Source organism: Actinomycetospora cinnamomea (assembly GCF_003096675.1).
In the GTDB taxonomy this organism is placed as follows: domain Bacteria; phylum Actinomycetota; class Actinomycetes; order Mycobacteriales; family Pseudonocardiaceae; genus Actinomycetospora; species Actinomycetospora cinnamomea.
Map to the genome: position 1 here is coordinate 425017 of NZ_QEKW01000002.1, position 26076 is coordinate 451092.

General features: G+C 74.9%; 25 protein-coding genes. 5 read left to right on the plus strand and 20 right to left on the minus strand.

Annotated features, from left to right (window positions below; all coding sequences use genetic code 11):
* Positions 1-71: 71 nt before the first annotated feature.
* Positions 72-410 (plus strand): universal stress protein, encoded by a 339-nt coding sequence (locus C8D89_RS06750; protein WP_116707285.1) that lies wholly within the window; start codon positions 72-74, stop codon positions 408-410.
* Here C8D89_RS06750 and C8D89_RS06755 read toward each other — a convergent pair.
* Entirely contained in the window at positions 407-1435 is a 1029-nt protein-coding gene (locus C8D89_RS06755; RefSeq protein ID WP_116707286.1) for a hemolysin family protein, read from the minus strand. The two genes, C8D89_RS06750 and C8D89_RS06755, sit on opposite strands and share 4 nt — an antisense overlap.
* The gene (locus C8D89_RS06760) at positions 1432-2787 is read right to left on the minus strand and encodes a hemolysin family protein (RefSeq protein ID WP_116707287.1); all 1356 of its coding nucleotides are present in this window, start codon (positions 2785-2787) and stop codon (positions 1432-1434) included. Before C8D89_RS06760 ends, C8D89_RS06755 begins: the two co-directional genes overlap by 4 nt.
* 209 nt (positions 2788-2996) lie before the next feature.
* On the opposite strand from C8D89_RS06760, the gene tsaA reads away from it, so the two are divergent.
* A complete protein-coding gene (gene tsaA, locus C8D89_RS06765; RefSeq protein WP_243417903.1) occupies positions 2997-3401 on the plus strand; it encodes a tRNA (N6-threonylcarbamoyladenosine(37)-N6)-methyltransferase TrmO in 405 nt (134 codons plus the stop codon).
* A gap of 43 nt (positions 3402-3444) precedes the next feature.
* Here the strand turns inward: tsaA and C8D89_RS06770 are convergent, their stop codons facing one another.
* From C8D89_RS06770 to C8D89_RS06820, 11 genes are all read right to left on the minus strand, one after another.
* Positions 3445-4056 carry a class F sortase gene (locus C8D89_RS06770; protein WP_243417904.1) on the minus strand — a complete coding sequence of 204 codons (612 nt, stop codon included), beginning with the start codon at positions 4054-4056 and terminating at the stop codon, positions 3445-3447.
* An 11-nt stretch (positions 4057-4067) separates the two neighbouring features.
* A complete protein-coding gene (locus C8D89_RS29085) occupies positions 4068-4892 on the minus strand; it encodes a hypothetical protein (RefSeq protein WP_165825548.1) in 825 nt (274 codons plus the stop codon).
* The gene (locus C8D89_RS06780; RefSeq protein WP_116707289.1) at positions 4889-6118 is read right to left on the minus strand and encodes an HTTM domain-containing protein; all 1230 of its coding nucleotides are present in this window, start codon (positions 6116-6118) and stop codon (positions 4889-4891) included. Before C8D89_RS06780 ends, C8D89_RS29085 begins: the two co-directional genes overlap by 4 nt.
* Positions 6115-6690, minus strand: a complete 576-nt coding sequence (locus C8D89_RS06785) for a hypothetical protein (protein WP_116707290.1) — start codon at positions 6688-6690, stop codon at positions 6115-6117. Before C8D89_RS06785 ends, C8D89_RS06780 begins: the two co-directional genes overlap by 4 nt.
* A gap of 102 nt (positions 6691-6792) precedes the next feature.
* Positions 6793-7476, minus strand: coding sequence for a response regulator (locus C8D89_RS06790; protein WP_116707291.1), 684 nt, complete (start codon positions 7474-7476; stop codon positions 6793-6795).
* Positions 7473-10073 (minus strand): sensor histidine kinase, encoded by a 2601-nt coding sequence (locus C8D89_RS06795; RefSeq protein WP_243417905.1) that lies wholly within the window; start codon positions 10071-10073, stop codon positions 7473-7475. Before C8D89_RS06795 ends, C8D89_RS06790 begins: the two co-directional genes overlap by 4 nt.
* The gene (locus tag C8D89_RS06800; protein ID WP_243417906.1) at positions 10055-10777 is read right to left on the minus strand and encodes a potassium-transporting ATPase subunit C; all 723 of its coding nucleotides are present in this window, start codon (positions 10775-10777) and stop codon (positions 10055-10057) included. The genes C8D89_RS06795 and C8D89_RS06800 overlap by 19 nt, the downstream gene beginning before the upstream one ends.
* Before the next feature lie 5 nt (positions 10778-10782).
* Positions 10783-12912 (minus strand): potassium-transporting ATPase subunit KdpB, encoded by a 2130-nt coding sequence (gene kdpB / locus C8D89_RS06805; RefSeq protein ID WP_116707292.1) that lies wholly within the window; start codon positions 12910-12912, stop codon positions 10783-10785.
* Positions 12909-14546 (minus strand): potassium-transporting ATPase subunit KdpA, encoded by a 1638-nt coding sequence (gene kdpA, locus C8D89_RS06810; protein WP_116707293.1) that lies wholly within the window; start codon positions 14544-14546, stop codon positions 12909-12911. Before kdpA ends, kdpB begins: the two co-directional genes overlap by 4 nt.
* Positions 14546-14644 (minus strand): K(+)-transporting ATPase subunit F, encoded by a 99-nt coding sequence (gene kdpF, locus C8D89_RS06815; protein WP_116707294.1) that lies wholly within the window; start codon positions 14642-14644, stop codon positions 14546-14548. Before kdpF ends, kdpA begins: the two co-directional genes overlap by 1 nt.
* Positions 14641-14844, minus strand: coding sequence for a hypothetical protein (locus C8D89_RS06820; protein WP_133251828.1), 204 nt, complete (start codon positions 14842-14844; stop codon positions 14641-14643). Before C8D89_RS06820 ends, kdpF begins: the two co-directional genes overlap by 4 nt.
* A gap of 347 nt (positions 14845-15191) precedes the next feature.
* On the opposite strand from C8D89_RS06820, the gene C8D89_RS06825 reads away from it, so the two are divergent.
* Together C8D89_RS06825 and cobF are read left to right on the plus strand one after the other, a co-directional pair.
* Positions 15192-16667 carry a hypothetical protein gene (locus C8D89_RS06825; RefSeq protein ID WP_116707296.1) on the plus strand — a complete coding sequence of 492 codons (1476 nt, stop codon included), beginning with the start codon at positions 15192-15194 and terminating at the stop codon, positions 16665-16667.
* Between the two features lie 102 nt (positions 16668-16769).
* A complete protein-coding gene (gene cobF / locus C8D89_RS06830; RefSeq protein WP_165825578.1) occupies positions 16770-17525 on the plus strand; it encodes a precorrin-6A synthase (deacetylating) in 756 nt (251 codons plus the stop codon).
* Here cobF and C8D89_RS06835 read toward each other — a convergent pair.
* The gene (locus tag C8D89_RS06835) at positions 17522-18550 is read right to left on the minus strand and encodes an aldo/keto reductase (protein WP_116707298.1); all 1029 of its coding nucleotides are present in this window, start codon (positions 18548-18550) and stop codon (positions 17522-17524) included. The two genes, cobF and C8D89_RS06835, sit on opposite strands and share 4 nt — an antisense overlap.
* Positions 18551-18666: 116 nt before the next feature.
* Between C8D89_RS06835 and C8D89_RS06840 the strand changes: the two genes are divergently transcribed.
* Positions 18667-19251 carry a TetR/AcrR family transcriptional regulator gene (locus tag C8D89_RS06840; RefSeq protein ID WP_207787095.1) on the plus strand — a complete coding sequence of 195 codons (585 nt, stop codon included), beginning with the start codon at positions 18667-18669 and terminating at the stop codon, positions 19249-19251.
* On the opposite strand, the gene C8D89_RS06845 is transcribed toward C8D89_RS06840, so the two are convergent.
* The 6 genes from C8D89_RS06845 to C8D89_RS06870 form a co-directional block, all read right to left on the minus strand.
* Positions 19238-19792 (minus strand): histidine phosphatase family protein, encoded by a 555-nt coding sequence (locus C8D89_RS06845; RefSeq protein WP_116707300.1) that lies wholly within the window; start codon positions 19790-19792, stop codon positions 19238-19240. The genes C8D89_RS06840 and C8D89_RS06845 overlap by 14 nt on opposite strands.
* Positions 19793-19801: 9 nt before the next feature.
* Positions 19802-21532, minus strand: coding sequence for an ABC transporter permease subunit (locus tag C8D89_RS06850; protein ID WP_243417907.1), 1731 nt, complete (start codon positions 21530-21532; stop codon positions 19802-19804).
* An 82-nt stretch (positions 21533-21614) separates the two neighbouring features.
* The gene (locus C8D89_RS06855) at positions 21615-23132 is read right to left on the minus strand and encodes an ABC transporter substrate-binding protein (RefSeq protein WP_116707301.1); all 1518 of its coding nucleotides are present in this window, start codon (positions 23130-23132) and stop codon (positions 21615-21617) included.
* Complete coding sequence (locus C8D89_RS06860; protein ID WP_116707302.1) at positions 23129-24412, minus strand: MFS transporter; 1284 nt, start codon at positions 24410-24412, stop codon at positions 23129-23131. The genes C8D89_RS06855 and C8D89_RS06860 overlap by 4 nt, the downstream gene beginning before the upstream one ends.
* Positions 24409-25188 (minus strand): ABC transporter ATP-binding protein, encoded by a 780-nt coding sequence (locus C8D89_RS06865; protein ID WP_116707303.1) that lies wholly within the window; start codon positions 25186-25188, stop codon positions 24409-24411. The genes C8D89_RS06860 and C8D89_RS06865 overlap by 4 nt, the downstream gene beginning before the upstream one ends.
* A complete protein-coding gene (locus C8D89_RS06870) occupies positions 25185-25973 on the minus strand; it encodes an ATP-binding cassette domain-containing protein (RefSeq protein ID WP_116707304.1) in 789 nt (262 codons plus the stop codon). Before C8D89_RS06870 ends, C8D89_RS06865 begins: the two co-directional genes overlap by 4 nt.
* Positions 25974-26076: the final 103 nt, after the last annotated feature.

A 26076-nucleotide genomic window follows, 5' to 3' on the forward strand; every position in this document is an offset into this window, starting at 1 on the left:
GACGCGGCCGGCGGACCTATCGTCGGGGGCGGATGTCCGACGGGGGACACCGCCGAGCCACCGGAGCACCGATGACCATCCTGGTCGCCGTCACCGACGACGCCGAGGGCGCCGCGGCGCTGAAGGGCGCACTCGCCGAGGGTCGGCGCCGCGACACCGACGTGGTGGCACTCAACCTGCGGCCCGAGCCGCTCGCCGTCCCGTCCGACGCCCGCCTCACCGTCGTCGACCGCACCTTCGGGGTCGAGGACGGCGACGCGGTCCTCGAGCGACTGGAGAAGGACGTCGAGGTCGACCTCCTCGTCATCGGCCTGCGCCGGCGCAGCCCGGTGGGCAAGGCGTTCCTCGGCGACGTCGCGCAGCGCCTCCTGCTCGAGGCACCCGTGCCCGTGCTCGCGGTGAAGCCCTAGGAGCCCGTCCCGGCGTGGTGGATCTCGCCGACGAGTGCCGCGAGGACGTCGTCGAGCGCGACGACGCGGTCGGGATCCGCGCCCGGGTCGGCGACGAGGGCGAGGTGGGCGCCGCTGCGGCGCATGCCGCTCAGGGCCTCGGCGAGCGTCGTGTCGGGGGACAGCGTCGCCAGCCGCCGCACGAGCCGCGCCGGCACCGGGCGGTCGCGCGGCGGCGCCGGGGGCGCGAGCAGGTCCTTGACGTGCACGTAGCCGTGCCAGCCCCGCTCGTCGCGCAGCGGTAGGCGTGAGAACCCGTGCTCGTGGGCCAGCGCCTCGAGCTCGGCCACCGTCGCGCCCGGACGGGCGGTGACGACGTCGTCCACCGCGACCGAGGCCAGCGTCGCCTCGGAGAACCCGAGCGCACCGTGCACCAGCGCCGCCTCGTCCCGGTCGAGCAGGCCGTGGGCGCGGGACTGCTCGACCAGCCCGGCGACCTCGTCGCGGCTGAACGCGCTGGCGATCTCGTCGCGCGGCTCGACACGCATCGCCCGCAGGGTGAGGTTGGCCAGGCCGTTGAGCACCCAGAGGAACGGACGCAGCACGGTCACGACCGCCACCAGTGGCGGCGCCAGCACGAGCGCGGCGCGGTCCGGGACGGCGAGCGCGATGTTCTTCGGCACCATCTCGCCGACCGTCACGTGCAGGTACACGACGATCATCAGGGCGATCGCGAACGCCACCGGGTGCACGGCGGCCTCGGGCAGGCCGAGCGCGGTGAACGCCGGCTCGATCGCCGCGGCCACCGCGGGCTCGCCGAGCGCGCCCAGGCCGAGCGAGCAGATCGTGATGCCCAGCTGCGCGCCGGCCATCATCAGCGAGACGTTCTCCATGGCGCGCACGGTGATCCGCGCCGCCCGCGACGTCGCCGCGCGCGGCTCGAGCGAGGCGCGGCGGGCGGAGATCAGCGCGAACTCGGCGCCGACGAAGAACGCGTTGAGCGCCAGCAGCACGATCGCCGCGGCGATCGCGGGCTCGATGCTCATGCGCTCACCTCCTCGGCGGGCAGCAGCTCGAGTCGCACGGCGGCGACGCGCCAGCGCTCGACGGTCTCGACGGTCAGCCGCACGGCACGTTCCTCGACGTCGCCGAGCTCGTCGCCGGCCCGTGTCGCGGTGACCGTGACGGTGTCGCCCTCGTCCGGTACGCGGCCGAGATGCTCGGCGAGCAGGCCGGCGAGCGTGTCGTACTCCGGCGACTCGGGCAGCGACCAGCCCAGCAGCGCCGATGCCTCGTCGGGCCGCAGACGGCCGTCGCAGCGCCAGGCGCCGTCGCCGAGGTGTTGTCCGGGCGGGGCGCTCGGGTCGTGCTCGTCGCGGACGTCGCCGACGATCTCCTCGACGAGATCCTCGAGCGTCACCAGGCCCGCGAGGTCGCCGTACTCGTCGACGACCAGCGCGAGCTGTGCCTCGCCCCCGCGCAGCAGGGTGAGCAGGCGGTCGAGGTCGACGGTCTCGGGGACGACCTCGACGGGGCGCGCCAGCTCGGCGACCGTCGTGCCCGCCCGGTCGGCCTCGGCGAGGCCCAGGGCGTCGCGGACCTGGACCACCCCCGGCTCGGCTCGGTCGTCGGGCTCACCCAGCACCGGGAAGCGCGAGTGCCCCGTCGCGGCCGCGCGCTCGAGCAGCGTCGTGACGGTGTCGCCCGGCGCGAGGGTCTCCGTCGCGCCGCGCGGGGTCATCACGTCGGCGGCGTGGCGCTCGGTGAAGGCGAGGGTGCGCTGGACCAGCGTCGCGGTCTCGCCCGGCAGCGTGCCCTGGTCGGCGGAGCGTCGCACGAGCGAGAACAGTTCCTCCGGGGAGCGGGCGGATGCCAGCTCCTCGGTGGGCTGCACGCCGACGGCGCGCACGACCACGTTGGAGCTGTTGTTGAGCAGCAGCACCAGCGGACGCGTGACGGTGGTGAAGGCGCGCATGGCGCCCTGGACGGCCTTGGACGTCCGGACCGGCTCGCTGATGGCGAGGTTCTTCGGGACCAGCTCGCCGAAGATCATGGTGATCGCGGTCGAGAGCGCGAGCGCGATGGTGAGCGACACCGCCGACGCAGCGCCGCCGCTGAGGCCGAGATCGGTGAGCGGGCCGCTGATCAGCCGTGCGATCGCCGGCTCGGCGAGGAAGCCGATCGCGAGGTTGGTGACGGTGATGCCGAGCTGCGCGGCCGAGAGCTGGGTCGAGAGCGAGCGCAGGGCCGAGAGCACCCCGCGGGCCCGCCGGTCGTGCTCGGCCTCACGCTCGATCGACGCGCGGTCGACGCCGACGAAGGCGAACTCGGCGGCGACGAAGACGCCGCAGGCGCCGACGAGCAGCACCGCCGCGAGGATCAGGAGGGCCTCGATCACGGGACGACCGAGGGGACGGGCCGTCGCGGACGGCGGGACATGGGCTCCCCAGGGTGGGACTCGAAGCGGACATCCGCGACAACGAGCCGGAGCTTGGTCGAGTTCCCGGCGGTGTGTCGGCGTCGGCTCGCGGGTGGTGGCCCGCGGAGCCGCGGTGGTGTTCGGTCCGGGGGTCTGGTGCTGTCACCGCGATGGAATGAGAGGTGAAGGTGGACACCATCGAGATCCGGCCCATCGGGCACGTCGAGTCGACCCTGACCGACCTCGCCGACGCCCCGAAGCAGGCGGACGAGGGTGCTCCCGAGGCCTGGCTCGTCCTGCACGACGGCCTGCAGGCGGCGGCGGCCGACATCCACCCCGGCGACGGGCTCGTGGTGGTCACGTGGCTGCACGAGGCGGACCGCGACGTCCTCGTCGTCCACCCGCGCAGCGACACCACCCGTCCGCTCACCGGGGTCTTCAGCACCCGCTCCCCGGCGCGACCGAACCCGCTGGGCCTGCACCCCGTCACCGTGCTCGGGGTCGACGGCCTGCGCATCCACGTCGACGCCCTCGAGGCGGTCGACGGCACGCCGATCGTCGACGTCAAGTCCGACCTCGGCCGGGACCGCTGACACGATGCGGGACCCGGGGCGCGCCCGGGTCCCGCATCGTCGGTCAGATCCTCTGCACCTCGACGAGGTCGGCGTAGACGATCACGTTGGAGAGGTACGACCGGGCACCCCGGTCGAAGTCCCCGCCGCAGGTGATGAGACGCAGCTGCGGGTTGGCCGTGTCGTTGTAGACGGCGTCGGTCGGGAAGGAGTCCTTCGGGATCGTCTCCACCCGCGAGACCTCGAACACCGCGCGCTGACCGTCGACGCGGTCGACGAACACCTGGGCGCCGGCGACCACGTCCTTCAGGTTGGCGAAGATGCCCGGTTGCCCGCCCCCGTTGACGTGCCCCAGGACGATGCTCGGCCCGATCTCGCCCGGGGTCGGGCTCTGGTCGAACCAGGACGCCTGCATCGGCTGGAAGACCGGCGGGACCTCGAGGCTGCCGTTCTCCTGGAGCCCGGTCGGGACGAGGCTCGACTCCGCCGAGATCGACGGCACCGTGACCCGGCTCGGGGCCGACGCGGCCAGCGGCTCCGGGGACGTGAACGCGGACGGACCCGATCCCATCCCGGCGACCAGGGCCAGGCCGACCAGGACCACGATCAGTCCGATCGAGATGTTCGTCATCGAGATCCCGGACTTCTGGTCCGGGCTCTTGTCGGTGATGGCCATCGCCGGCTCGCTCAGTTCCCCGTGTCGACGCCGCCGACCGGCACGCGCTTCACCTGCGTCGCGTACACCTCACCGACGGGGCGGTAGTCGTACCAGTAGTGGTGCACCGAGCTGTTGTAGTAGCACACGGTGCGGTCGTATCCGTGGTGGCCGTAACCGTGACCGCGGCGGTAATCGTAGCCGGAGTCGTAGTTGTCGCCCTCGTCCGTGGTCGTGAGGGTGGCTTCGCTGCGGTCCAGATCGGAGTCGACGTTCGAGCCCGAGTCGGTGCCCGAGCCCGAGTCGGTGCCCGAGCCCGAGTCGGTGCCGGAGCCCGAATCAGTGCCCGGGGCCGGCACGCTCGCGCGGAGCCCCAACGTGCCGGCGGGGGCCACCGAGGGAACGCCGCCGCCAACGGTTACCGACTCATCCCCACCCATGCCTCCAGAGGTGTCGGACGACTCGGATGTTTCTGTGAGTTCGGGTGTTTCGGTGAGTTCGGGTGTTTCGGTGAGTTCGGGTGTTTCTGTGAGTTCGGGTGTTTCGGTGAGTTCGGGTGTTTCGGTGAGGCCGGGCGTTTCGGTGAGGCCGGGGATCTCGGTGAGACCGGGGATCTCGGTGAGACCAGGGATCTCGGTGAGGCCTGGGATACCGGTGCTGTCGGTCGAGCCGTCCGTGCTGCTGTCGGTGCGGCTATCGCTGCTGCCGTGGTGGCGCGGGTGGTAGTGGGTCGACACTTCGACGCAGTTGCTGTTCGTGTACGACGTCGCCGAGGCCGAGCCGACACCGAGCGATCCGATGAGCAGCACGCCCGCCCCCAGCACCAGGGCCCGGTGTCCCATCCCCTGACTTGTCATGTCCTCTCTCCGTTCCCGGCTCGTGCCGGCCCGTTCCCTGCGCTGACCGCCGCCCCGTCGACGTTGTCCGTGTCGACCATCACCCGTTCGTTGTTACTCGCGGGGAGCACCGTGATGAAAGCGTTAGGTCCGCTGCCGGGCAGGCCGTTGGGCTCACCGTCGGACTGAGGCTCCGCGCGACCCTCGGCGCTCACGCCGATCCCCTGCGCGGCCTCGGCGACAGGTTGCGACTCGGCGTCCACGCACTCCCGGGCCGCCGGGGTCGGCCGGTCCTCGGGTTCGGGCCCCTCCTCGCTCGCCGGCGTCCTCGTCGGGCGCCGCCGTCCTCGGCACCCGACCCGGTCGCGGACCCACCGCAGGACCTGCTCGGCACGGTCGGGCGGGAGGAACGCCAGGTAGAGGGTCACGATCGTGAGGCTGAAGAAGCCGACGGCGAGGGTGATCTCGATCGAGAGGTGGAGGAGCACGCCGAGGGCGAGAACCCAGGGCCGGGCCGCCCGATTCCAGACGAGGACGCCGATCGCGAGCTCCGCGGCGAGCGTTCCGTAGGTCGCCAGCTCGGCGAGCAGCGGCGAGCCGGTGACGAACGACGGCACCGGGACGCGGCTGACCTCGCCGATGCGCACCGCGTACGAGACCGCGGTCCCGTCGCGCCAGCGCGCGCCGCCCGCCTTCTCCCACACGGTGGAGACGTAGATGACACTGAGCTGGATCTGCGCGAGGCGCAGGGCCCACGGCGCACGACGGGGAAAGCTCCACAGGTGCTCGGGATCGGCGCGCCACCGGTCCACCGACGCCGCGGACCCCGCTGGCATGAGGAGCACGTAGAAGGCGACGAGCCGCAGCAGGCCGTCTCCCGCGTTGAAGGCGAGCGGCGCCGAGCGGGTCACCGACATGATCACGACGAAGACGACCAGAGCCGCCACGCGCGTGCGGAACCCGACCGTGAGCGCGACCGCGCCGAGCACGCCCGCCAGCCACAGCACCCAGATCAGCGGTGAGCCCTGGACAAGGCTGAAGAGCGTCCAGCCGCCGACGGGCAGCTCGCGCACCGGGATAGCGCCGTCGCGGCCGAAGAACGGGTCCAGGACGGGGACGAGCGAGAGCATCCACACCGTCGTCACGACCCCGAAAGCGATGCGGAGGACCTCCACCGGGGCCGTCGACTGCGGGGCGAACCAAAACCGGTCCCAGCCGTCGCGGAGCCGGACCAATGACGCGGTCATCGCTGGGCGACCGGCGTCGTGAAGAACGGGATCTCGCGCCCGGAGCCCGCGTCGGGTGCGGGTCCTCCCGGTGGGGCGTTGGGCCGGACGGCGCGCACCAGAGTGACGCGCACCGGCCGGTGGCCCGCGGCGCGGTCCCGGTCGGCGACCCAGCCGGCGAAGGCCGCGCGCTCCCGCTCGGCGGAGCGCTTCTTCCACATCTGCTCGCCGTACTTGCGCCAGCGGTAGTCCCAGTACTCGGTGAGCCCGTTCCCGCCGTGCAGCGGGTAGACGCCGACGGTCCCGTCCGCGCGCTCGACGCGCGCGACGACCTCGTTCGTCACGCGAGGCGGACTGGGCGCGAACACACCCCACGCCTGGTCGAGCCCGGTGGCGAGGAGGTAGGGGCGCGTCAGGTCGAGGAGGCCGTCCTTGATCACCCCTCTTGGGGCGGTGCTGGCGAGCATCCCCACCAGGGTCAGGAGGATGAGCGCCGTGATCCCGAGCCGCCTGCCCCGGCTCATCGAGGCCGGCTCGTCCTGCTCAGCACGCGCCGGTCCGGAGGTGTCCGTCTCCCGGGTCGTCGTCCCCATGTCCCCCGACCTCTCCACCGACGCGTCGTCCTGGAGAGGGATCGGCGGAGCGCGCTGAGCGTTACGGAGCACGCGGCGAGGGCCGGTCGGGCGGACCGCTGATCACGGCTCGAACCGGTACCCCCGCGCGGCTTCCGTCACCAGGTGACGCGGGTGGGACGGGTCGGGCTCGAGCTTGCGACGCAGGTGGGCGAGGTAGACGCGCAGGTAGTGGCCCTCGGTGCCGTAGGACGGGCCCCAGACCTCGCGCAGGATCTGCTGCTGGGTGACGAGCATCCCCGGGTGACGGGCCAGGTGCTCCAGCACGCCCCACTCGGTGGGGCTCAGGTGCACCTCCGCGCCGTCGCGCACGACCTTCTTGGCGACGAGGTCGACGGTGAAGCTCGCCGTCTCGACCACCGGCGTCCCCTCGGGGACCACGACGGCGGCGCGGCGGACCGCGGCGCGCAGGCGCGCGAGCAGCTCGGGGACGCCGAAGGGCTTGGTCACGTAGTCGTCGGCGCCGGCGTCCAGCGCGGCGATCTTGTCGGCGGAGTCGGTGCGCGCCGAGAGCACGATGACCGGCACCGAGCTCCAGCCCCGCAGGCCGGCGAGCACGTCGAGGCCGGGCATGTCCGGCAGCCCGAGGTCGAGCACGACGACGTCGGGCGGCGGGTGGTCGGCGCTCGCGCGCAGGGCGGCGGCGCCGTCGGCGGCGAGCACGACGGTGTGGCCGTGCGCGGCGAGGTTGATCCGCAGCGTGCGGCGCAGGTGGGGATCGTCGTCGACGACGAGGACGCGGCTCACGGGACCAGCGAGTCGGGTCGGGTTCCCCGATCGCCGTGCTCGGCTGACTGCGTGTCCCGCAGCGGGCGGGAGGCCGCCGGCAGCGACAGCGCCATCGTCAGCCCGCCGCCCGGGGTGTCCTCGGCGTCGAGCGTGCCGCCCATCGCCTCGGCGAAGCCGCGCGCGACGTGCAGCCCGAGGCCCACGCCGGTGGCGCGGCGGCGGTCGCCGAGCTGCTGGAACGGGGTGAACAGGCCGTCGAGCTGCTTGCGGGGCACACCCGGTCCGCGGTCGACGACGCGCAGCTCGACGCGGTCGGCGTAGGCGCTGGCGCGCACCGCGACCGTGCCGTCCCCGCCGTGGCGCAGCGCGTTGTCGACGAGGTTGGCGACGACCCGCTCGGCGAGTCCGGGGTCGGCGCGCACGTCGGGCAGGTCCTCGGCCACGTCGACGACCATGCGATCGCCGTCGGCGGACGACAGCCCCGTCAGGGACGCCGCGACGATCCCGTCGAGCCCCACCGGGGCGGCGACGGGCGTGACCGCGCCCGCGGCCAGGCGCGAGGAGTCGAGCAGGTTGTCGACGAGACCGGTGAGGCGGTCGGCGGACTCCTCGACCGTGGCGAGCAGTTCCTGGCGGTCGGCGGTGGACATGCGCAGCACGGGGTCGCGCAAGCTGCCGGCCGCCGCCTTGATCGCGGTCAGCGGCGTGCGCAGGTCGTGCCCGACGGCGGAGAGCAGCGCGGTGCGCAGGTCCGCGGCGTCCGCGCGGCGCTGGGCGTCGGTGGCCTGGGCGGCCATGCGGCGGTTGCGCAGCGCCAGCAGCGCCTGCCCGCTGACCGCGGAGAACAGCGCGCGCTCGCTGGCGGTGAGCGCGCGGCCGGTGCCGACGAGGTGCACGCCCTCGTCGATCTCGACGTCGGCGTCGGCGTCGGCAGGCCTGGCGCAGGGGTTGCCACCGGTGCACGCGGTGACCTCCCAGGTCGCCTGCGGACCGCGCTCGAGCAGGGCCACCGCGGAGAGCCCGAACGCCTCCCGGACGCGTTCGAGCAGCTTGGGCAGCGGGTCCGAGCGCGAGAGGACGACGCGGGCGAACGACGCGAGCAGCGTCGCCTCCGTGCGGGCCTGGGCGGCCTGGGCTGCGCGGCGGTCGGCGCGGTCGACGACAGCGGCGACGAGCAGGGCGACGACCACCATCGCGACGATGGCGAACGCGTTCTGCGGTTCGGCGATCGTGAACGTGTGGAGCGGCGGGGTGAGGAAGACGTTGAGCAGCAGGCCGCCGCCGATCGCGGCGACCAGGGCCGGCGCGAGGCCACCGATCATCGCCGTGACGACCGTGGCCAGGAGGAACAGCACGACGTCGGTCGACAGGTCGACCTCCTCGCGCAATCCCACACCGATCAGCGTCGCCAGCACCGGCAGCAGCACCGCCGCGGGCCACCCGTAGCGGTGGCGCCGCGCGGGCAGCGCGAGCCGCAGTCGCCGTCGTCGCCCCTCGCCCGCCTCGGTGTGGCTGACGAGGTGCACGTCGATCGAGCCCGACTCGGCGATGGTCCGGGCGCCGATCCCGGGGTCGACCAAGCGCGCCCAGCGGGAGCGCCGCGACGTCCCGAGCACGAGCTGGGTGGCGTTGGCCGCACGGGCGAACTCGAGCAGGGCCGCCGGCACGTCGTCACCCACGACGGTGTGGAACGACGCGCCGACGTCCTCGGCGAGCCGACGCAGGCCCGGCCCGCTGGTGCCGGGCGGACCGGTGCCCGCCAGCCCGTCGCTGCGCAGCACGTGCACGCACAGCAGGTCGGCCGACCCGGCACGACGCGCGATCCGCGCGGCCCGACGCATCACGGTTGCGCTCTCCGGCCCGCCGGTGACGGCGACGACGACGCGCTCGCGCGCCTCCCACACCTCGGAGATGGCCTCCCGGCTGCGGTAGCGCTGCAGCGCGACGTCGACCTGGTCGGCGACCCAGAGCAGCGCGAGCTCGCGCAACGCGATGAGGTTGCCGGTGCGGAAGTAGTGGGCCAGCGAGGCGTCGATCTTCTCGGGCCGGTAGATGTTCCCGTGGGCCATGCGCCGGCGCAGCGCCTCGGGGGTGATGTCGACCAGCTCGATCTGGTCCGCCGCGCGCACCACGGCGTCCGGGATCGTCTCGCGCTGGCGCACCCCGGTGATGCGCTCGACGACGTCGCCGAGCGACTCGAGGTGCTGCACGTTCACCGTCGAGATCACGTCGATCCCGGCGGCGAGCAGGTCCTCGACGTCCTCCCAGCGCTTGGCGTGCCGCGAGCCGGGCGCGCAGGAGTGCGCGAGCTCGTCGACGACGCAGACCTCGGGCGCCCGGGCGAGCACGGCGTCGACGTCGAGCTCGGTGAGCTCCGTGCCGCGGTGATCGAGGACCTTGCGGGGCAGCACCTCGAGGCCCTCGAGCAGAGCGGCGGTCCGCGCCCGCCCGTGGGTCTCGACGAGCCCGACGACGACGTCCGTGCCGCGTTCGAGCCGGCGGCGGGCCTCGTTCAGCGCGGCGTAGGTCTTGCCGACCCCGGGGGCGGCACCGAGGTGGATGCGCAGTTCACCGCGGCGCGGGGCGTCCTGCGAGGTCACCTCCTCATCGTGCACCCGCACTCCTCACCGACCCCCGGAGCCGTTGGGGTCAGGGCCGAGACGAGGGCCGCGTTCAGCTCCGGCACGGTCACGCGCGGCTCGCCGAGCACGCCGAGCACGCGCCCGTCGGTGGCGTCGGCGACCAGCGCCCGGACGCGGTCCTCACCGAGCCCGGACACGCGGGCGACGCGGGGCACCTGCAGCGCCGCGTACTCCAGGCCGATGTGCGGGTCGAGACCGGAGGCCGAGGCGGTGAGCGCGTCGGGCGGGACGGCGGCGGGGTCGATCCCCTCGCGGGCCGCGATCGCGGCGCGGCGCTCCGCCACGGCGGCGCCCAGGTCCTCGGCGTCGCCGCCGAGGTTGGAGCCGCCCGAGGTGGTGGCGTCGGCGGGGCCGAGGCCCGGCGCCGGGACCGATCCGGGGTCGTCGGGTGCCGACGCCGACGGCCGGGTGTGGAACCACGGGTCGGCGGCGGGATCCGCCGGGACGGGGTCGATGCCGATCAGGCTCGAGCCGCCGCTCGGCATCACCGAGCCCTCGGCGTTCCCGTGCAGTCCCGGGAGCCGGGAGAGGCCCCAGATCGCGGCGGGGTAGACGACGCCGAGCAGTACGGTGAGCACGAGCAGGACCCGGATCGCGGCGCCCGCCTGGCGCCGCAGCTGGGCACCGGTGACGGCGGAGGTCCCGGACTCGGTGTCGGGTTCGAGGAGGGTGGTCACGGCGGTCAGCCGATCCCCGGGACGAGCCGGACGACGAGGTCGATTCCGACGATGCCCACGAACGGGACGATGACGCCGCCGAGCCCGTAGACGAGCATGTTGCGGCGCAGCAGGCGGTCCGCGGACGAGGGCCGGAAGCGCACCCCGCGCAGGGCCAGCGGGATGAGCGCGACGATGATCAGCGCATTGAAGACGACCGCCGAGAGGATCGCCGACTCCGGGGTCGCCAGGCCCATGATGTTGAGCGCCCCGAGCTGCGGGTAGAGCGCCAGGAACATCGCGGGCAGGATCGCGAAGTACTTGGCGAGGTCGTTGGCCAGCGAGAACGTGGTCAGCGCGCCACGGGTGACGAGCATCTGCTTACCCACCTCGACCACCCCGATGAGCTTGGTGGGGTCGGAGTCGAGGTCGACCATGTTGCCGGCCTCCTTGGCCGCGGCGGTCCCCGAGTTCATGGCGACACCGACGTCGGCCTGCGCGAGGGCGGGCGCGTCGTTGGTGCCGTCGCCGGTCATGGCGACCATGCGCCCGCCGGCCTGCTCGGAGCGGATCAGCGCGAGCTTGTCCTCCGGCGTGGCCTCGGCGAGGACGTCGTCGACACCGGACTCGGCGGCGATGGCCCGCGCGGTCACGGGGTTGTCGCCGGTGATCATCACGGTCTTGATGCCCATGGCCCGCAGCTCGCCGAACCGCTCCGCGATCCCCGGCTTCACGACGTCCGAGAGTTCGACGACCCCGAGCGCGCCCCCACGTGAGCGATCTTTGGTGCTATAGCCCAGAAGATCACGCACATAGGCGACCACCAGGGGTGTGCCACCGCGCTCGGCGATCGCGGTGGCGATCGCCTCGAGGCGGGCGCGATCGGTGTCGTCGTCCAGCCACGCGAGCACCGCCGACGTCGCGCCCTTGCGCAGTTCGCGCCCGTCTCCGTCGTCCATGTCCACCCCCGACATGCGGGTGGTCGCGCTGAAGGGCACGAACTCCGCCGCGGCCTCGGTCGCCGAGGCCTCCACGGGCAGGCCGTACTCGCGGGCACAGAGCTCGACGATCGAGCGCCCCTCCGGGGTGGTGTCGGCGAGGCTCGCGAGCCGGGCGATCTCGGCCAGCTCGGCGACGTCGACCCCGGGCAGCGGGTGCAGGGCCGTCGCGCGCCGGTTGCCGTAGGTGATCGTGCCGGTCTTGTCGAGCAGCAGCGTCGACACGTCCCCGGCCGCCTCGACGGCGCGCCCCGACGTCGCGAGCACGTTGCGCTGCACGAGCCGGTCCATCCCCGCGATCCCGATCGCGGAGAGCAGCGCGCCGATCGTCGTCGGGATGAGGCACACGAGCAGCGCGACGAGCACGACGAGCGACTGCTCCCCGCCCGAGTACGCCGCCATCGGCTGCAGCGTCACCACGGCCACCAGGAACACGATCGTCAGCGCCGACAGCAGGATGGTCAGTGCGATCTCGTTCGGCGTCTTCTGGCGTTGCGCGCCCTCGACCAGAGCGATCATCCGGTCGACGAACGACTCGCCGGGCTTCGCGGTGATCCGGATGACGATGCGGTCGGAGAGCACGGTCGTGCCGCCGGTGACCGACGACAGGTCGCCGCCGGACTCGCGCACCACCGGCGCCGACTCGCCCGTGATCGCCGACTCGTCGACGGTGGCGATGCCCTCGACGATCTCGCCGTCGCCCGGGATCGTCTGCCCCGCCTCGACGACGACGCGGTCGTCGACGCGCAGCTCGGTGGCGGGTACGGCACGTCCGTCGACCAGGTGCGCCACGGTGTCGGTGCGCGTGGCCCGCAGCGCGTCGGCCTGCGCCCGCCCGCGGCCCTCGGCGACGGCCTCGGCGAGGTTCGCGAAGACCACCGTCAGCCACAGCCAGACGGCGATCGACCATGCGAACACCGTCGGGTCGAGGATCGCGGCGACGGTGACGACGACCGACCCGACCCACACCACGAACATGACCGGGTTGCGCGCCTGCCGGCGTGGGTCGAGCTTGCGCAGGGCGGTGGGCAGCGATTCGAGCAGCTGCCGGGGCCGGAAGGCGCCGGCGCCGACGGCGCGGCCGGTGCGGCCGGCGTGGAGCTGCTCGGCCTCGGCCGGGGAACGGTGAGCTGCCGGAACGACAGGGGGAGCGGTCATGTCAGTCCCTCCGCGAGCGGGCTCAGAGCGAGGGCGGGGAGGAAGGTGATCGTCGCGACCAGCACGACCGTGCCGGCGACGAGCACCGAGAACAGGGGCGTGCCGGTGGACAGGGTCCCCGGCCGGGGCTCCACCCGGGGCCGGCGTGCCAGCAGCCCGGCCAGGGCGAGCACGGCGACGATCGGCAGGAAGCGGCCGAGGAGCATCGCGATCCCGAGCGTGGTCTGGAAGAAGCCGCTGGTGACTGTGAGGCCGGCGAACGCCGAGCCGTTGTTGTTCGCGGCCGAGGCGTAGGCGTAGAGGACCTCCGAGAGGCCGTGCGGCCCGGAGTTGGTCATCGCGTCGCGTGTGGACGGCAGGGCGATCGCCAGCCCCGTGCCCCCGAGCACCAGCGCCGGCATCGTCAGCACGACCACCACGGCGCACGTCACCTCGCGGCGCCCGAGGCGCTTGCCGAGGTACTCCGGGGTGCGCCCGACCATCAGCCCGGCGAGGAACACCGCGACGATCGCGACGACGAGGATCGAGTAGAGGCCGGTCCCGACCCCGCCCGGCGTCATCTCCGAGAACAGCATGTTGACCAGCGCCCCGCCGCCGCCGAAGGCGGAGAAGCTGTCGTGCATCGAGTTCACCGCGCCGGTCGAGGTCCCGGTCGTGGCGTTCGCCCAGAGCGCCGAGGCCGGGATACCGAAGCGGGTCTCCTTGCCCTCGAGGTTCGCGCCGGCGAACGACGCAGTGCGGGCCTCGGCCGTCCAGATCACCGCGAGCATCGCGCCCCACAGGCCGGCCATCACGGCGAGCAGCGAGACGCCCTGCCGCATCGAACCCACCATCCGACCGAACGTGCGGGTCAGGGACACCGGGATCACGAGCAGCAGGAAGGTCTCGAGCAGATTCGAGACCGGGTTCGGGTTCTCGAACGGGTGCGCCGAGTTGGCGTTGAAGATGCCGCCGCCGTTGGTGCCGAGCTCCTTGATCGACTCCTGGGAGGCGGTCGGCGCGAGCGCGATCGTCGATGGCCGCCCGTCCGGACCGACGACATCGACGCCCGCACGCAGGCTCATCACGACGCCCGTCGCGACGAGCGCGACCGCGGCGACGCCCGCGATCGGCAGCAGGACGCGCGTGCAGCCACGGACGATGTCGACCCAGGCGTTGCCGAGGCGGTCGGTGCGGCTGCGCACGAAGCCACGGACGAGCGCGACGGCCACGGCCATCCCGACCGCGGCGGACACGAAGTTCTGCACGGTCAGCCCGGCCATCTGCACGGCATGGCCGAGCGTCGTCTCGGGGACGTAGGACTGCCAGTTGGTGTTGGTGACGAACGAGATCGCGGTGTTGAAGGCGATCCCCGGCTCGACGGTCCCTCGGTCGAACGACCAGGGCAGCAGCGTCTGGAGGCGTTGCAGCAGGTAGAGCAGGACGATGCCGGCGAACGAGAACGCGAGGATCGCGACGGCGTAGGTGCTCGCCCGCTGCTCGGAGCGCGGGTCGACGCCGACGAGCCGGTAGATGCCGAGCTCGAGGCGCCAGTCGCGCTCATCGGTGTGGACGCGGGCCATCCAGTCGCCCAGGGGTCGCCAGACGGCGGCGAGGAGCACGAGCAGGACCAGGACCTGCAGGACGCCGGCCATCAGAACTTCTCCGGGCGGACGAGCGCGATCACGAGGTAGACCAGCAGGCCCAGCGCGACGAGGCCGCCGACCAGTTCCGTCACGGCGGCGGCGCTCACAGCCTGTCCAGCCCGCGCACGGCGAGCAGCAGGATCGCGAAGACCACGATCACCACGCCCGCGTAGAGGAGGTCGAGCACCGGTTCCCCTTCGTCGAGCGCCGCCCCCATGGCGGCGCACCGACCGTCGAGGGTGCGCCCGACGCGGGCCGGCGAGGCCCGCGTTGACGCGTCGTTGACGCCGCGCCGCACGGTTTTCACGGGCCCGCAGCCGGGTGTGGTGCGGCACGCTGGGCCGGGGTACTGAGCGAACGCTTCGGGAAGCGAAGCACTCCGACGGATGTCTCGCCGGCGGCGGCCGGGGCGAGGCGACGGCGTCCAGCGCCGAGTGCACCCGCAGCGTGATGCGCGCCCACGACCGGTGCTCCTGGCGCCGACGGCCCGTCGACGTCGCGGACCTCGTGATCGCTCCGAGTGCTCCGTCGGCCTCACCAGGAGATCGGGTCGACGGAGCACCGGGGGCGATCACCGTTGCAGATCTGACCGTCTGATGAGGTGTCGCCGACAGCAGGGCGGCGACGCGGCCCGCCGACACCTACCGTGGCGCCGTGACCGAGCAGCAGCGCCGCCGCTCCGTGTGGGGTGTCCTCGTCCTGCTCGCCGCGCTCGGCGTCCTCCTGGTCCCGGCGGCCGCCTCCGCGCACGAGAGCCTGCCGACCGGGGTCCAGCGCATCGAGCTCTCGCTCGGCGAGCGGTCGCTCGCGCTCACCATCACCGCCCCGCCGGAGGGCGGCGGACGGATGCCCGTGGTCGTCCTCGCCCGCGGAGAGGCGGTGCCCGGGGGCGTCACCCTCGCCGCGGTGCGCCCGGGCGCCGACGCGTCGACCGGGGGTCCCGTCCCCGTGCCGGCCGCGCCCGTCGGGCAGCCGCACGAGGTCGCGCTGACCACCGACGGGCCCGGGGCCTGGGAGGTCACCGTCTCCGACGGCGCGCAGACCGCCCGCGTCCCGGTCACGGTCGCCGCGACCACCCCGACGCCCGGCTGGGTGTGGGCGGTGCGCGTCGGGGCGGTGCTCGGTGCCGTCACCCTGATCGCCGCCCTCGCGCCCGCGGTCCGCGCGCGGCCACGGCTCGCGCTCGCCCTCGGCGGGGTGGCGCTCGTGGCCGTCACGGTGGCGGTGACGGCCGCGGTGGCCGCCCCCGCGAGCACGACGGGCGCGCCCGCGACCGCGACGGGCACGGCCCCGGTGCCGAGCGGCCACGCGGGCCACGCCGGCCACGGCGGGGCCGCCATGCCGCCGACGCCTGCGGCGCCCGCGACGGCGCCGATGTCCACCACGTCCTCCGGCGCCGTCGTGCTCAGCGCGCGGACCACCTCCGACGCGCGCGCCGGCGTCCCGACCGACCTCGTCCTCGACCTCACCGACGGCTCCAGCGGCGCCGTGGTGGACGACCTGACGATCCATGACGAGGCGCTGATCCACCTCGCGGTGATCGGACCCGACGGGCAGCTCTCGCACCTCCACCCCGTGCGCACCGCACCCGGCCGCTACGAGGTGCGGATGACGGCGGCGACGGGCGGGCGCTACGGGGTGTTCGCCGAGATGGAGCGCTCGGGCGAGGGCGGGCACCAGGTCGCGCGCACGGCGTTCGACGTCGCCGGCCCCGCTCCCGCCGCGGCACCCGCGCCCGGTCCCGGCGTGCGCGACGTCGCCGGGATGCGCGCCGACGTCGCCGTGCCCGACCCCGTCGCCGGCCGCCCGACGCAGGTGTCGTTGACCCTCGACGAGGGCGGCGCGCCCGTCACGAACCTACAGGGATGGCTGGGCATGGCCGGGCACCTCATGGTGCTCGGCCCCGGCACCGGCGGGGGTCCCGACCCCACCGACCCGGCCTCGGCGTTCGGCCACGTCCACGACATGGCGCCCGCGGGGCCGACCGGCACCTACGGTCCGCGCATCGCGTTCGACTACACGTTCCCGCGCGCCGGGCGGTACGCGTTGTGGCTGCAGGTGCAGCGCGACTTGCGGATCGTCACCGTGCCGGTGACGGTCGACGTGGCGCCGGAGTCACCCGCTCCGTAGGCGCCGAGGCGCCGGTGTCGGTCTCGGTGCGATCTTGTCCTCATGTCGGTCACGACGCGGGCGGGCCGAGGCGCCCCCGCTGCCCGTGAGAGCGTGCCTCCCGTGCGCACGGTGCTGGTGGTCGGGATCGGTCTGGGCGAGCCGGGTCAGTTGACCCTCGACGCCGTCGAGGCGCTCGGCGCCGTCGACGTGGTGGTGCTGCTGCACAAGCCCGGCCCGGCGGACGAGCTCACCTCGATCCGGGCCGGGATCGTCGAGCGCTTCGCTCCGCAGGCCCGCGTGGTCGAGCGTGACGACGCCGTGCGCGACCGGACGTCGCCCGACTACGAGGGCGCCACCGAGCGATGGCGCGACGAGCGCGCCGCGCTCTACGAACAGACCCTTCTCGACGAGGTGCCCGACGGCGGCTCCTGCGCCCTGCTCGTGTGGGGCGACCCGGCGATCTACGACGGCACCGTCGAGATGCTGCACCGCCTCGACGCCCGCGGCCGCGTCGCGCTCGACTGGCGCGTGGTCCCGGGCCTCGGCGCGCCGACGGTGCTCGCCGCGGCCCACCGCACGACGCTCACCCGCACCGCCCGCGCGGCGACGATCACCCCCGCCCGCCGGGTGCTCGACGACAGCGTGGACTCCGGCGAGGCCGACCTCGTCGTCATGCTCGACGGGGCGCGCGAGCACGGGCTGGAGCACCTCGACGACGACGCCATCGTGTACTGGGGCGCCTACGTCGGCACCCCCGACGAGGTGCTCGTCGCCGGACGGGTGGGCGATGTGCGCGACGAGATCCTCGCCGCGCGCCAGGAGCTCCGGAAGCGCAAGGGCTGGCTCATGGACACCTATCTCGTGCGACGGCGCTAGGCGGCCGCCCGCTCCGCCACCGGCCGCCGCCGGAGACGAGGCTGTGTGATCTCCGGCGGGTCGTAGGCCATGTCGAGGCGCCCCACGTCGGTGCCCGGCGGCACGACCGCGTCGATGCGGTCGAGGAGATCGTCGTCGAGGACGGTGTCGACGCCGGCGAGCAGGTCCTCGAGGTGGTCCATCGTGCGCGGTCCGATGATCGCCGAGGTGACGCCGGGGTGGGCGATGGCGAACGCCGTGGCCAGGTGGGTCAGCGGCATCCCGGCGTCGCGCGCGAGTCCGAGGAGCTGCTCGACGACGTCGAGCCGGCGCTCGTCGCGCAGGTGCGCGAACCCGAAACCGGCGCGGTGCGCCGTGGCCTCCTGCCCCTTGCGGTAGCGCCCGGTGAGCAGGCCCCCGGCCAGCGGGCTCCAGACCAGCGTGCCCATCCCGTAGCGCTGGGCGACCGGGAGCACCTCGCGCTCGATGCCGCGGGTGAGGATCGAGTAGCTCGGCTGCTCGGTGCGGAAGCGCTCGTAGGAACGCCGCTCGGCGGCCCACTGCGCCTCGACGATCTCCGTCGCCGGGAAGGTCGACGACCCGATCGCGCGCATCTTGCCGGCGCGGACGAGGTCGGTGAGCGCCGAGAGGGTCTCCTCGACGTCGGTGTCCGGGTCGGGGCGGTGCACCTGGAACAGGTCGACGTGATCGGTCTGCAGGCGGCGCAGCGAGTCGTCGAGGGCGCGGACGAGCCAGCGCCGTGAGTTGCCGCGCCGGTTCGGGTCGTCGCCCATGGGCAGGTGCGCCTTCGTGGCGACGACGACGTCGTCGCGGCGGCCGAGCAGCGCCTTGCCGACGATCTCCTCGGACTCGCCACGAGAGTAGGCGTCGGCGGTGTCGACGAAGTTCATCCCGGCGTCGAGCGCCCGGTGGATGATCTTGATCGAGTCGTCGTGGTCAGGGTTGCCGACGGCGCCGAACATCATGGCGCCGAGGCAGTAGGGGCTGACCTTGATACCGGTACGGCCCAGGGTGCGGTACTGCACGGTCCCTCCCGGGGGACGAGGTGGTGGGCGCCGACGCGACGGGCTACCGTCGCAGAAGCGGAACGTACGTCCGGAACCGTAGACGGAACGTGGTTCCGTTTGCAAGGAGGTGTGCGGTGGGAGAGGCGGGCCCGGTGCGGCGCGTGCGCGCGGACGCGCGCCGCAACACCGACGCCCTGCTCGAGGCGGCCGCGACCGTGTTCGCCACGTCCGGCGTCGACGCCCCGGTCCGCGAGATCGCGACGACGGCCGGGGTGGGCGTCGGCACGGTGTACCGGCACTTCCCGAAGCGCGCCGACCTGGTCGCGGCGGTGTTCCGCCACGCCGTCGACGCCTGCGCCGACGAGGCCCCGGCGCTGGCCGCCGAGCACCCGCCGGGCGAGGCGCTCGCCCGCTGGCTGCTGCGCTACACCGACTTCATCGCCACCAAGCGCGGGCTCGCCGCGGCCCTGCACTCCGGCGATCCGGCGTTCGACGCCTTGCCCGCCTACTTCGACCAACGGTTCCGGCCCGCCCTCGACGCGCTGCTCGCCGCGGCGGTCGACGCCGGCGAGGCGCGCTGCGACGTCGCGGCGAACGACCTGCTGCGCGCCGTCGCCAACCTCTGCGGGCCGGCCCACGACGCCGGCCCGGATCACGCCCGGCGCATGACCGCGCTGCTGGTCGACGGCCTGCGCCGCGGCGCGGTCAGCCCAGCCTGAGGTTCCACCGCCCGTCGCCGCCGGTGAGCACGCACCGGGACAGCGGCGCGACGTCGACCCGCCACGCGCCGGGGGGCCCGGCCCCGAGGGCGTGGGCGACCGCGGCGCGGACGACGGGCGGGTCGACGACGGCGAGCACGACCGCCCGGTCGGTCCGGGGGAGGGCGTCCATCCAGGCCCCCACGCGCCCGAGGAGCGCGCCGAGGGACTCGCCCCTCGGCGGTGCGGCGTCGGGGTCGGTCAGCCATGCCTGCAGCGTCGCCGGGTCCTCGACCGCCAGATCGTCGGGCGCCCGCCCGACCCAGGCGCCGGGGTCGGGCTCGGCCGGGGCGTCGCCGTCGACCGGACGACCGGGCAGCGCGAGCTCCGCGGTCTCCCGACAGCGGCGTGTCGGCCCGCACCACAGGAGCTCGGGCGGGGCGAGGACGCCCGCGAGCGCCGACGCGGCGCGCCGCCCGCCGTCGTCGAGCGGCTCGTCGGCGGGGAAGCGGGCGTGCCGGGACGCGGTGGTCGCGGCGTGGGCGAGCAGGTGCAGGCGCACGGCACCGACCTAACTGCTCGTCCGCGTCTCGCGCACGAGGGCCACGACGACGGCGAGCAGCACCAGCCCGACGGCCGGGGCGAGGATCGTCCACGGGGCGCGCTCGACGTAGGCCAGCGAGGCGGCGAGCACCGCGCCCCACTCCGGGGAGTCGGGCGCCGCGCCGAGCCCCAGGAACGACAGGGCGGCGATGCCCAGCGCGGCGTGCGGGACGCGGGCGAGCCCGTGGCGTACGACGGGACCGACGACGGCGGGCAGCACGTGCCTGCGCGCCACGCGCCACGGCGACGCCCCGGCGAGTACCGCCGCGCGCACGTACCCCGACGCCCGCGCCTCGACGGCCAGCGTCCGAGCGTGCACGGCCAGCGGCACCCAGCCGACGGCGGCGACGGCGATCGCGGCCCCGAGCAGGCCGGGGCCCGCGATCGCCGCCACGACCAGGCCGACCACGACCGGGGGCAGCGCGTTGAGGACGTCGGCCGCCCCGGCCCGCGCGGACCGCCGACCGACCCCGACCGCGAGCCCGATCACCAGGCCCACCGCGGTCACCGCGACGGCGGTGCCCACCGTCAGCAGGGCGCCGTGCGCGATCCGCGCCCACAGGTCCCGGCCGACCGCGTCGGCCCCCAGGGGCAGGGACCACGACGGCGGGGCGAGCCGGCGCCCGGGGACCGTGGTCGACGCGTCCCGGGGCAGGCCCGCCACGACGACGGCGGCGAGCACACCCGCGGCGGCCCACGGCGCCCACGAGCGCGCGCGGCCGGAGGCGTCGGGCACCCCGGAGGGCAGCTCCCCGCCCGCGCCCGCCGGGCCCAGCAGCGCACGGTGCGCCAGGACCCCGGTCCCGCCGAGGGCGAGGCCCAGCACGACCAGCAGCATGATCGCGGCCTGTGCGACGGGCAGGTCCTGGGCCAGCACGGCGTCGAGCGCGAGCGTGCCCACCCCCGGGATGCCGAAGAGCTGCTCGACGGCCACGGCGCTGCCCAGCAGCCCGACGACGAGCAGGGCGATCTGCGGTGTCGCCGTGGCGACGGCGCGTCGCGCGACCCCGACCGCGACCGTCGCCGGCGGCGTGCCCCACGAGCGCCACGTCCGCACCCACTCCTCGGCCAGCGCCGACTCGGTCGCCGACGACAGCATCCGCGCCAGCAGCCCGCCCGCGGGCAGGCCGAGGGCGAGCGCGGGCAGGACGAGGTTCGCCGGGCCGGCGAACCCGGTGCTGGGCAGCAGCCCCGCACCGACGGCGACGACCGCGACGAGCACGGCGCCCAGCACGATCTCGGGGATCGCACCCAGGACCGAGGCGGCGACCGCGCTCCCGCGCCCGGTGTCCGTCCCGCCCCGCCGCGCCGCCTGCCACACCCCCGGTGCGAGCAGGGCGACGGCGGTCACCGCGGCGACCACGACCGCCGCGACCGCGAGCGTCAGCGACACGCCCAGCGCCCCGGACACCGACGGACCCACCGGCGCGCGCGACACCCACGACGTCCCGAGGTCACCCCGCGCGACATCGCCCAGCCAGCCCAGCGCCCCACGGACGGGGTCGGCGGGCAGGTCGAGCTCGGCCCGCAGGGCCTCGAGGGCGGCCGGGTCGACGCCGCGTTCGGGGTAGCGCACGTGCAGCACGCTCGCCGCCGGGTCGGTCTCCCACAGCCACGGCAGGGCGGCGACGACGAGCGACACCAGCACCACGGCGACCGCGCCCGAGACGAGGGGCAGGAGCCGCCGGGCCGGGGTCACGGGCCCGTCCCGGCGTGTCGCGGCCGCGAGCGTGTGGCGATCCTGGCGTTCGTCGCCAGCAAAGCCGCATTGCTCGAACGCCTCATCCGCGCCGGGTCTCCTGCGTGACGAGGACCTGCTCGTTCGGATCCTCGGCCACGCCGGTGACGCCCGCGCCGACGCCGATCCGTGCGCGCTCGGTGACGTGCGGGACGACCGCGTCGGCAGCCAGCACCCGGGCCTCCACCTCCAGCGCGGCCCGGCGGCGGGCCTCGACGTCGCTGGTCTGCGCGGCGGTCGCCAGGACCGCATCGGTGGCCGGGTCGCAGTAGCCGGCCCAGTTGTAGCCGCCAGCGCAGGAGAAGTCGCTGGTCAGGTAGCCGATCGGGTCGCCGGTGTCGAGCTGCTGCGACCGGCTGACGATCACGGCGTCGAACGTGCCGGTGCCCAGCTGCGCCTCGAACGCCGAGCTCTCCAGCACCGTGACGTCGACGGTGAAACCGGCGCGCCGCAGCGCGTCGGCGTCGGCCGCGGCGATCTCGGGCAGCTCGGCGCGGTCGGAGTAGGTCGCCAGCCGGATGCGCTGGCCGGTGGGCGGGGTCGGCGGGGTGTCGGCGTGCGCGGGACGCGCGCCAGGAGCCACAGCCCACGGGGTGGCCGGCCCGAAGAGGCCGCCGGCGGGGTCGGCGCGGCCCTCGTAGATGGTGCCGGCGACGTCGATCGGGGCGATCGCCGCGCGCGCCGCGGCCCGCAGGCCCGGGTCGGCGAACACCGGCGAGCGCTGGTCGAGGTACACCGCGACGCTGCGCGGCAACGGCACACCGACGACGCGCTGGGGGGCGGTGATCGAGGCGACCTGGGAGGCGGGGATGGCCTCGGCGACGTCGAGCTCGCCCGCGCGCAGCGCGTTCGTCCGTGCCGCGCCGTCGGTCAGGAATCGGGCGTCGATGCCGGGCGCGGCCACCGGTCCCCGCCACGAGGACGGGTTGGCGTCCAGCGCGGCGCCGGTCGAGCCGTCGACGCGGGTGAGGACGAACGGGCCCGTGCCGGCACGGACCGGGCTGGGACGGGTCGGGTCGGCGTAGGCGCCGGCGGCGAGGACGACCAGCTCGGGGGAGGCCAGACGTTGCGGGAGCACCGGGTCGGGGACAGGCGTGGTGACGACGACGGCGTCGGGACCGTCGGGGCGCGCGGTGAGAGGGGCGCGGCCCTCGGCGAGGGACGCCAGCGCGCGGGGCGCCGGGGTGGCCGCCGCGGCGCGCGTCAGGCTGTTCACCACCGCCTCCGGGGTGAGCGGCGACCCGTCGTGGAAGGCGACGCCGGGGCGCAGGGTGAAGCGCCAGCTCGTGGGGGAGAGCTGCGTCCACGCCGTCGCGAGCGCGGGCTCCGGGCCACCGGCGGCGAGCGTCACCAGGGGCTCGGTGACCCCGAGCCTCGTGGCCAGGGTGGCCTCGTTGCCGTAGGGCGAGAGCCCGGAGGTGGGCGGGAACGACAGGCCCACCCGGAGCCGGCTCTCGGTGCCCTCGCTGCCCTCCACGCCGCCCTCCACGCCGCCCGAGCCGCTGAAGCAACCGGCGAGGACGAGCGCGAGCAGGGTCAGGACGGCGGCGAACCGGATCACGACGAGGTCCTCTCGGGGGTGGGGACGGGGGCGCGCAGGGCGGGGACGCGGCGCACGAGCACGCCCATGACGACGGCGCTGGCCAGGGGCAGCAGGGCGGTGACGGCCCAGGGCAGGGCGGGCCGGGCGTCCACGTCGAGCAGGGCACCGAGCAGCGAGCTGCCGCCGAGCACCGCCAGCCCGCCGGCCGAGGCCAGCACGCCGAAGTGCGCGCCGAGACGGCGCTCGCCGGCCAGCCGCCCGACGGCGTCCTGGGCCACGGGCACGACCGTCATCTGGCCCAGGGTCAGCAGGACGACGAACACCACCGCGGGGACCGGGCCCGGCACCTCGAGGGCGATGAGCACCGCCGTGGCGAGGAAGGACGCGGCGAGGACGCCGAAACCGAGCGGCAACGCGCGGGTGCCCAGGCGGCGGCGCACGAGCTCGGCCAGCGGGATCTGACCCAGCACCACGATCACCGCGGAGAGCACGAACAGCGCGCCGAGCACCCCCGCGGACCCGACGCGCTCGAGCTCCACGGGCAGCGCGAGGTAGAGCTGGTTGTAGCTGAGCAGCCAGGTCGAGTAGGCGGCCGTGAACGCGAGGAAGGCGGGGTTGCGCAGCACCCGGCCCCAGCCGCCGAGCAACGGCTCACCGGCATGGGCGGCGGGCTCGCGCGGCATGACGCGCGCGAACGCGACGAGGACGACGACGAAGACGCCCGCCGCCGCGAGAGACGTGACCGCGAAGTCGACGGCGAGCAGGACCGACCCGAGCACGGGCCCGACGACGACGCCGACCTCGCCCGCGACCCCGAACATCGCGAACGCCTCGCTGCGCGTCGGTCCGGCCGGACCTCCCGCCCGTTCCAGCTCCCCGGCGCGGCGCGCGAGCTCGGACTCCACCGCCGGCGAGAACAGCGCCGCGGCGAACCCGGTGGCGACGGTGCCGGCGACGAGCAGCGGCAGCCCGTCGGCCAGCGCGAGCAGCACGAAGCCGGCGATCCGCACGACGAACCCGGTGAGGGCCACCGGCCGCGTCCCGAAACGGTCGGCGAGCGCCCCGCCGAGGAAGAACAGCCCCTGCTGGCTGAAGGTGCGCAGCCCCAGCAGGAGCCCGACGAGCGTCGCGCCGAGCCCGAGATCGCGGGTGAGGTGCAGCGCGAAGAACGGCAGCACCAGGTAGAAGCCGGTGTTGAACGCGAGCTGCCCGAGCACGATGAGGCGCATGGGCGCGGGCAGCTCGGCGAGCCGGCCGAGCACCGACCAGCGGCGCAGCAGGGCTTTCAGTGCCGTCATCCCCACTCCACGGGCAGGACGGCGCCGAGCAGCGCCCGCGTGGCGTCGGCCGACGGCCGCGCGAACACGGTGGCGACGGGACCGGTCTCCACGACCCGGCTGGCGTCCAGGACGGCCACATCGGCGCAGAGCCGCTGGGCGATCCCGAGATCGTGGCTGACCAGCAGCAGCTGCGTGCCCCCGGCACGGGTGAGGTCGTCGACCAGCGCGACCAGCCGGGCCCGCGTCGTCGGGTCCACCGCGCTGAACGGCTCGTCGGCCACGAGCACCTCGGGGCCGGCGGCGAGGGCGCGTGCCAGGGCGATGCGCTGGCGCTCGCCGCCGGAGAACGCGGCGGGTCGGCGGGCGGCGACGGCCGGGTCGAGACCCACGGCGTCGAGGAGCTGGGCCACCCGCGCGCCGTGGTCGCCGTCCACCCGAAGACACTCGAGCGGCTCGCGGATGCTCGCGCCCACCGGCAGCCGCGGGTCCAGGGAGCTGGCCGGGTCCTGGGCTACCACGCCGACCGCGTGGCGCAGCGCGCCGGGGGCCCGGGGCGTCACGAGGTCGCCGCGGAAGCGGACCGTCCCCGCGTCGGGCGCCTCGAGGGCGAGCAGCACCCGCAGCAGCGTCGACTTCCCCGACCCGGACGCCCCGACGATCGCGAGATCGCGTCCGGTGGGCACCTCGAGGTCGAGGCCGTCGAGCGCCGTGCGCGTCACGCCTCGTCGCCACGGCCGGGGCCGGTCGCCGGGCACGGAGTAGCGGCGGGTGACGCCCGCGAGGGAGAAGGTCACGCCGGCACCTCCGGCACGGACAGCCGCGCAGCCTCCACGAGCGCGCGGGTGATCTCGTGCTCCGGCGCGGCGAGGACCTCGCGCACGGAGCCCTGCTCGACGACCCGCCCGCCCGACAGGACGAGCACGCGCTCGCACACGGCGGCCAGCACGCCGAGGTCGTGGGTGACCATGACGAGCGCGGTCCCGGTGGCGGCGAGCGCGGTGCCGAGTCGGTCGAGCAGGGCGCGGGCGACGGGCGGGTCGAGCGCGGCGGTGGGTTCGTCGGCGACGAGCAGCCGCGGCCGGCAGGCCAGGGCGGCGGCGAGGGCCACGCGCTGGCGCTGTCCGCCGGAGAGCTGGGCCGGGCGGGCGCGGGCCAGCTCCTCCGGCAGGTCGACCTCGGTGAGCAGCTCGGCGGCCCGGCCGCGGGCGGCGCCGCGCGCGAGGCCCTGGTGGCGACGCAGGACCCCGGCGAGCTGGCGGCCGACGTCGATCAGCGGGTGCAGCGCCGTCGCCGAGTCCTGGGCGACGAGGGCGACCTCGCGCCCGCGGACCCCGGCGAGGGCCTGCTCGGACGCGCCGACGAGCTCGGCGCCGGCGACCCGGACGCTGCCGGTCGCGGCCGCACCGGGCGGCAGCAACCCGGCGAGGGCGGCCGCGGTGAACGACTTGCCCGCCCCCGAGGGCCCGACGATCCCGCAGCGCTCGCCGGCGTCGACGCGCAGTGACAGGCCGTCGACCGCGGTGGTGCCGCCGATGGTGAGGCGCAGGTCGCGGACCTCGGTGGCCGGAGAGGACGTCATCGGCCCTCACCCTAGAGGGCACTCGCCGTCGGAGGGCGCCTGCCTTTCGTGCTCTGCAACGCACTGGTCGCACGCGCATATCGTCATGTATTGCCATCATGTG

Coding starts and splice junctions, on each gene's coding strand:
- C8D89_RS06750 (WP_116707285.1), top strand. CDS start 72: ATGACCATCCTGGTCGCCGTCACCGACGACGCCGAGGGCGCCGCGGCG.
- C8D89_RS06755 (WP_116707286.1), bottom strand. CDS start 1,435: ATGAGCATCGAGCCCGCGATCGCCGCGGCGATCGTGCTGCTGGCGCTC.
- C8D89_RS06770 (WP_243417904.1), bottom strand. CDS start 4,056: ATGGCCATCACCGACAAGAGCCCGGACCAGAAGTCCGGGATCTCGATG.
- C8D89_RS29085 (WP_165825548.1), bottom strand. CDS start 4,892: ATGACAAGTCAGGGGATGGGACACCGGGCCCTGGTGCTGGGGGCGGGC.
- C8D89_RS06780 (WP_116707289.1), bottom strand. CDS start 6,118: ATGACCGCGTCATTGGTCCGGCTCCGCGACGGCTGGGACCGGTTTTGG.
- C8D89_RS06785 (WP_116707290.1), bottom strand. CDS start 6,690: ATGGGGACGACGACCCGGGAGACGGACACCTCCGGACCGGCGCGTGCT.
- kdpB (WP_116707292.1), bottom strand. CDS start 12,912: ATGACCGCTCCCCCTGTCGTTCCGGCAGCTCACCGTTCCCCGGCCGAG.
- kdpA (WP_116707293.1), bottom strand. CDS start 14,546: ATGGCCGGCGTCCTGCAGGTCCTGGTCCTGCTCGTGCTCCTCGCCGCC.
- C8D89_RS06860 (WP_116707302.1), bottom strand. CDS start 24,412: ATGACGGCACTGAAAGCCCTGCTGCGCCGCTGGTCGGTGCTCGGCCGG.
- C8D89_RS06870 (WP_116707304.1), bottom strand. CDS start 25,973: ATGACGTCCTCTCCGGCCACCGAGGTCCGCGACCTGCGCCTCACCATC.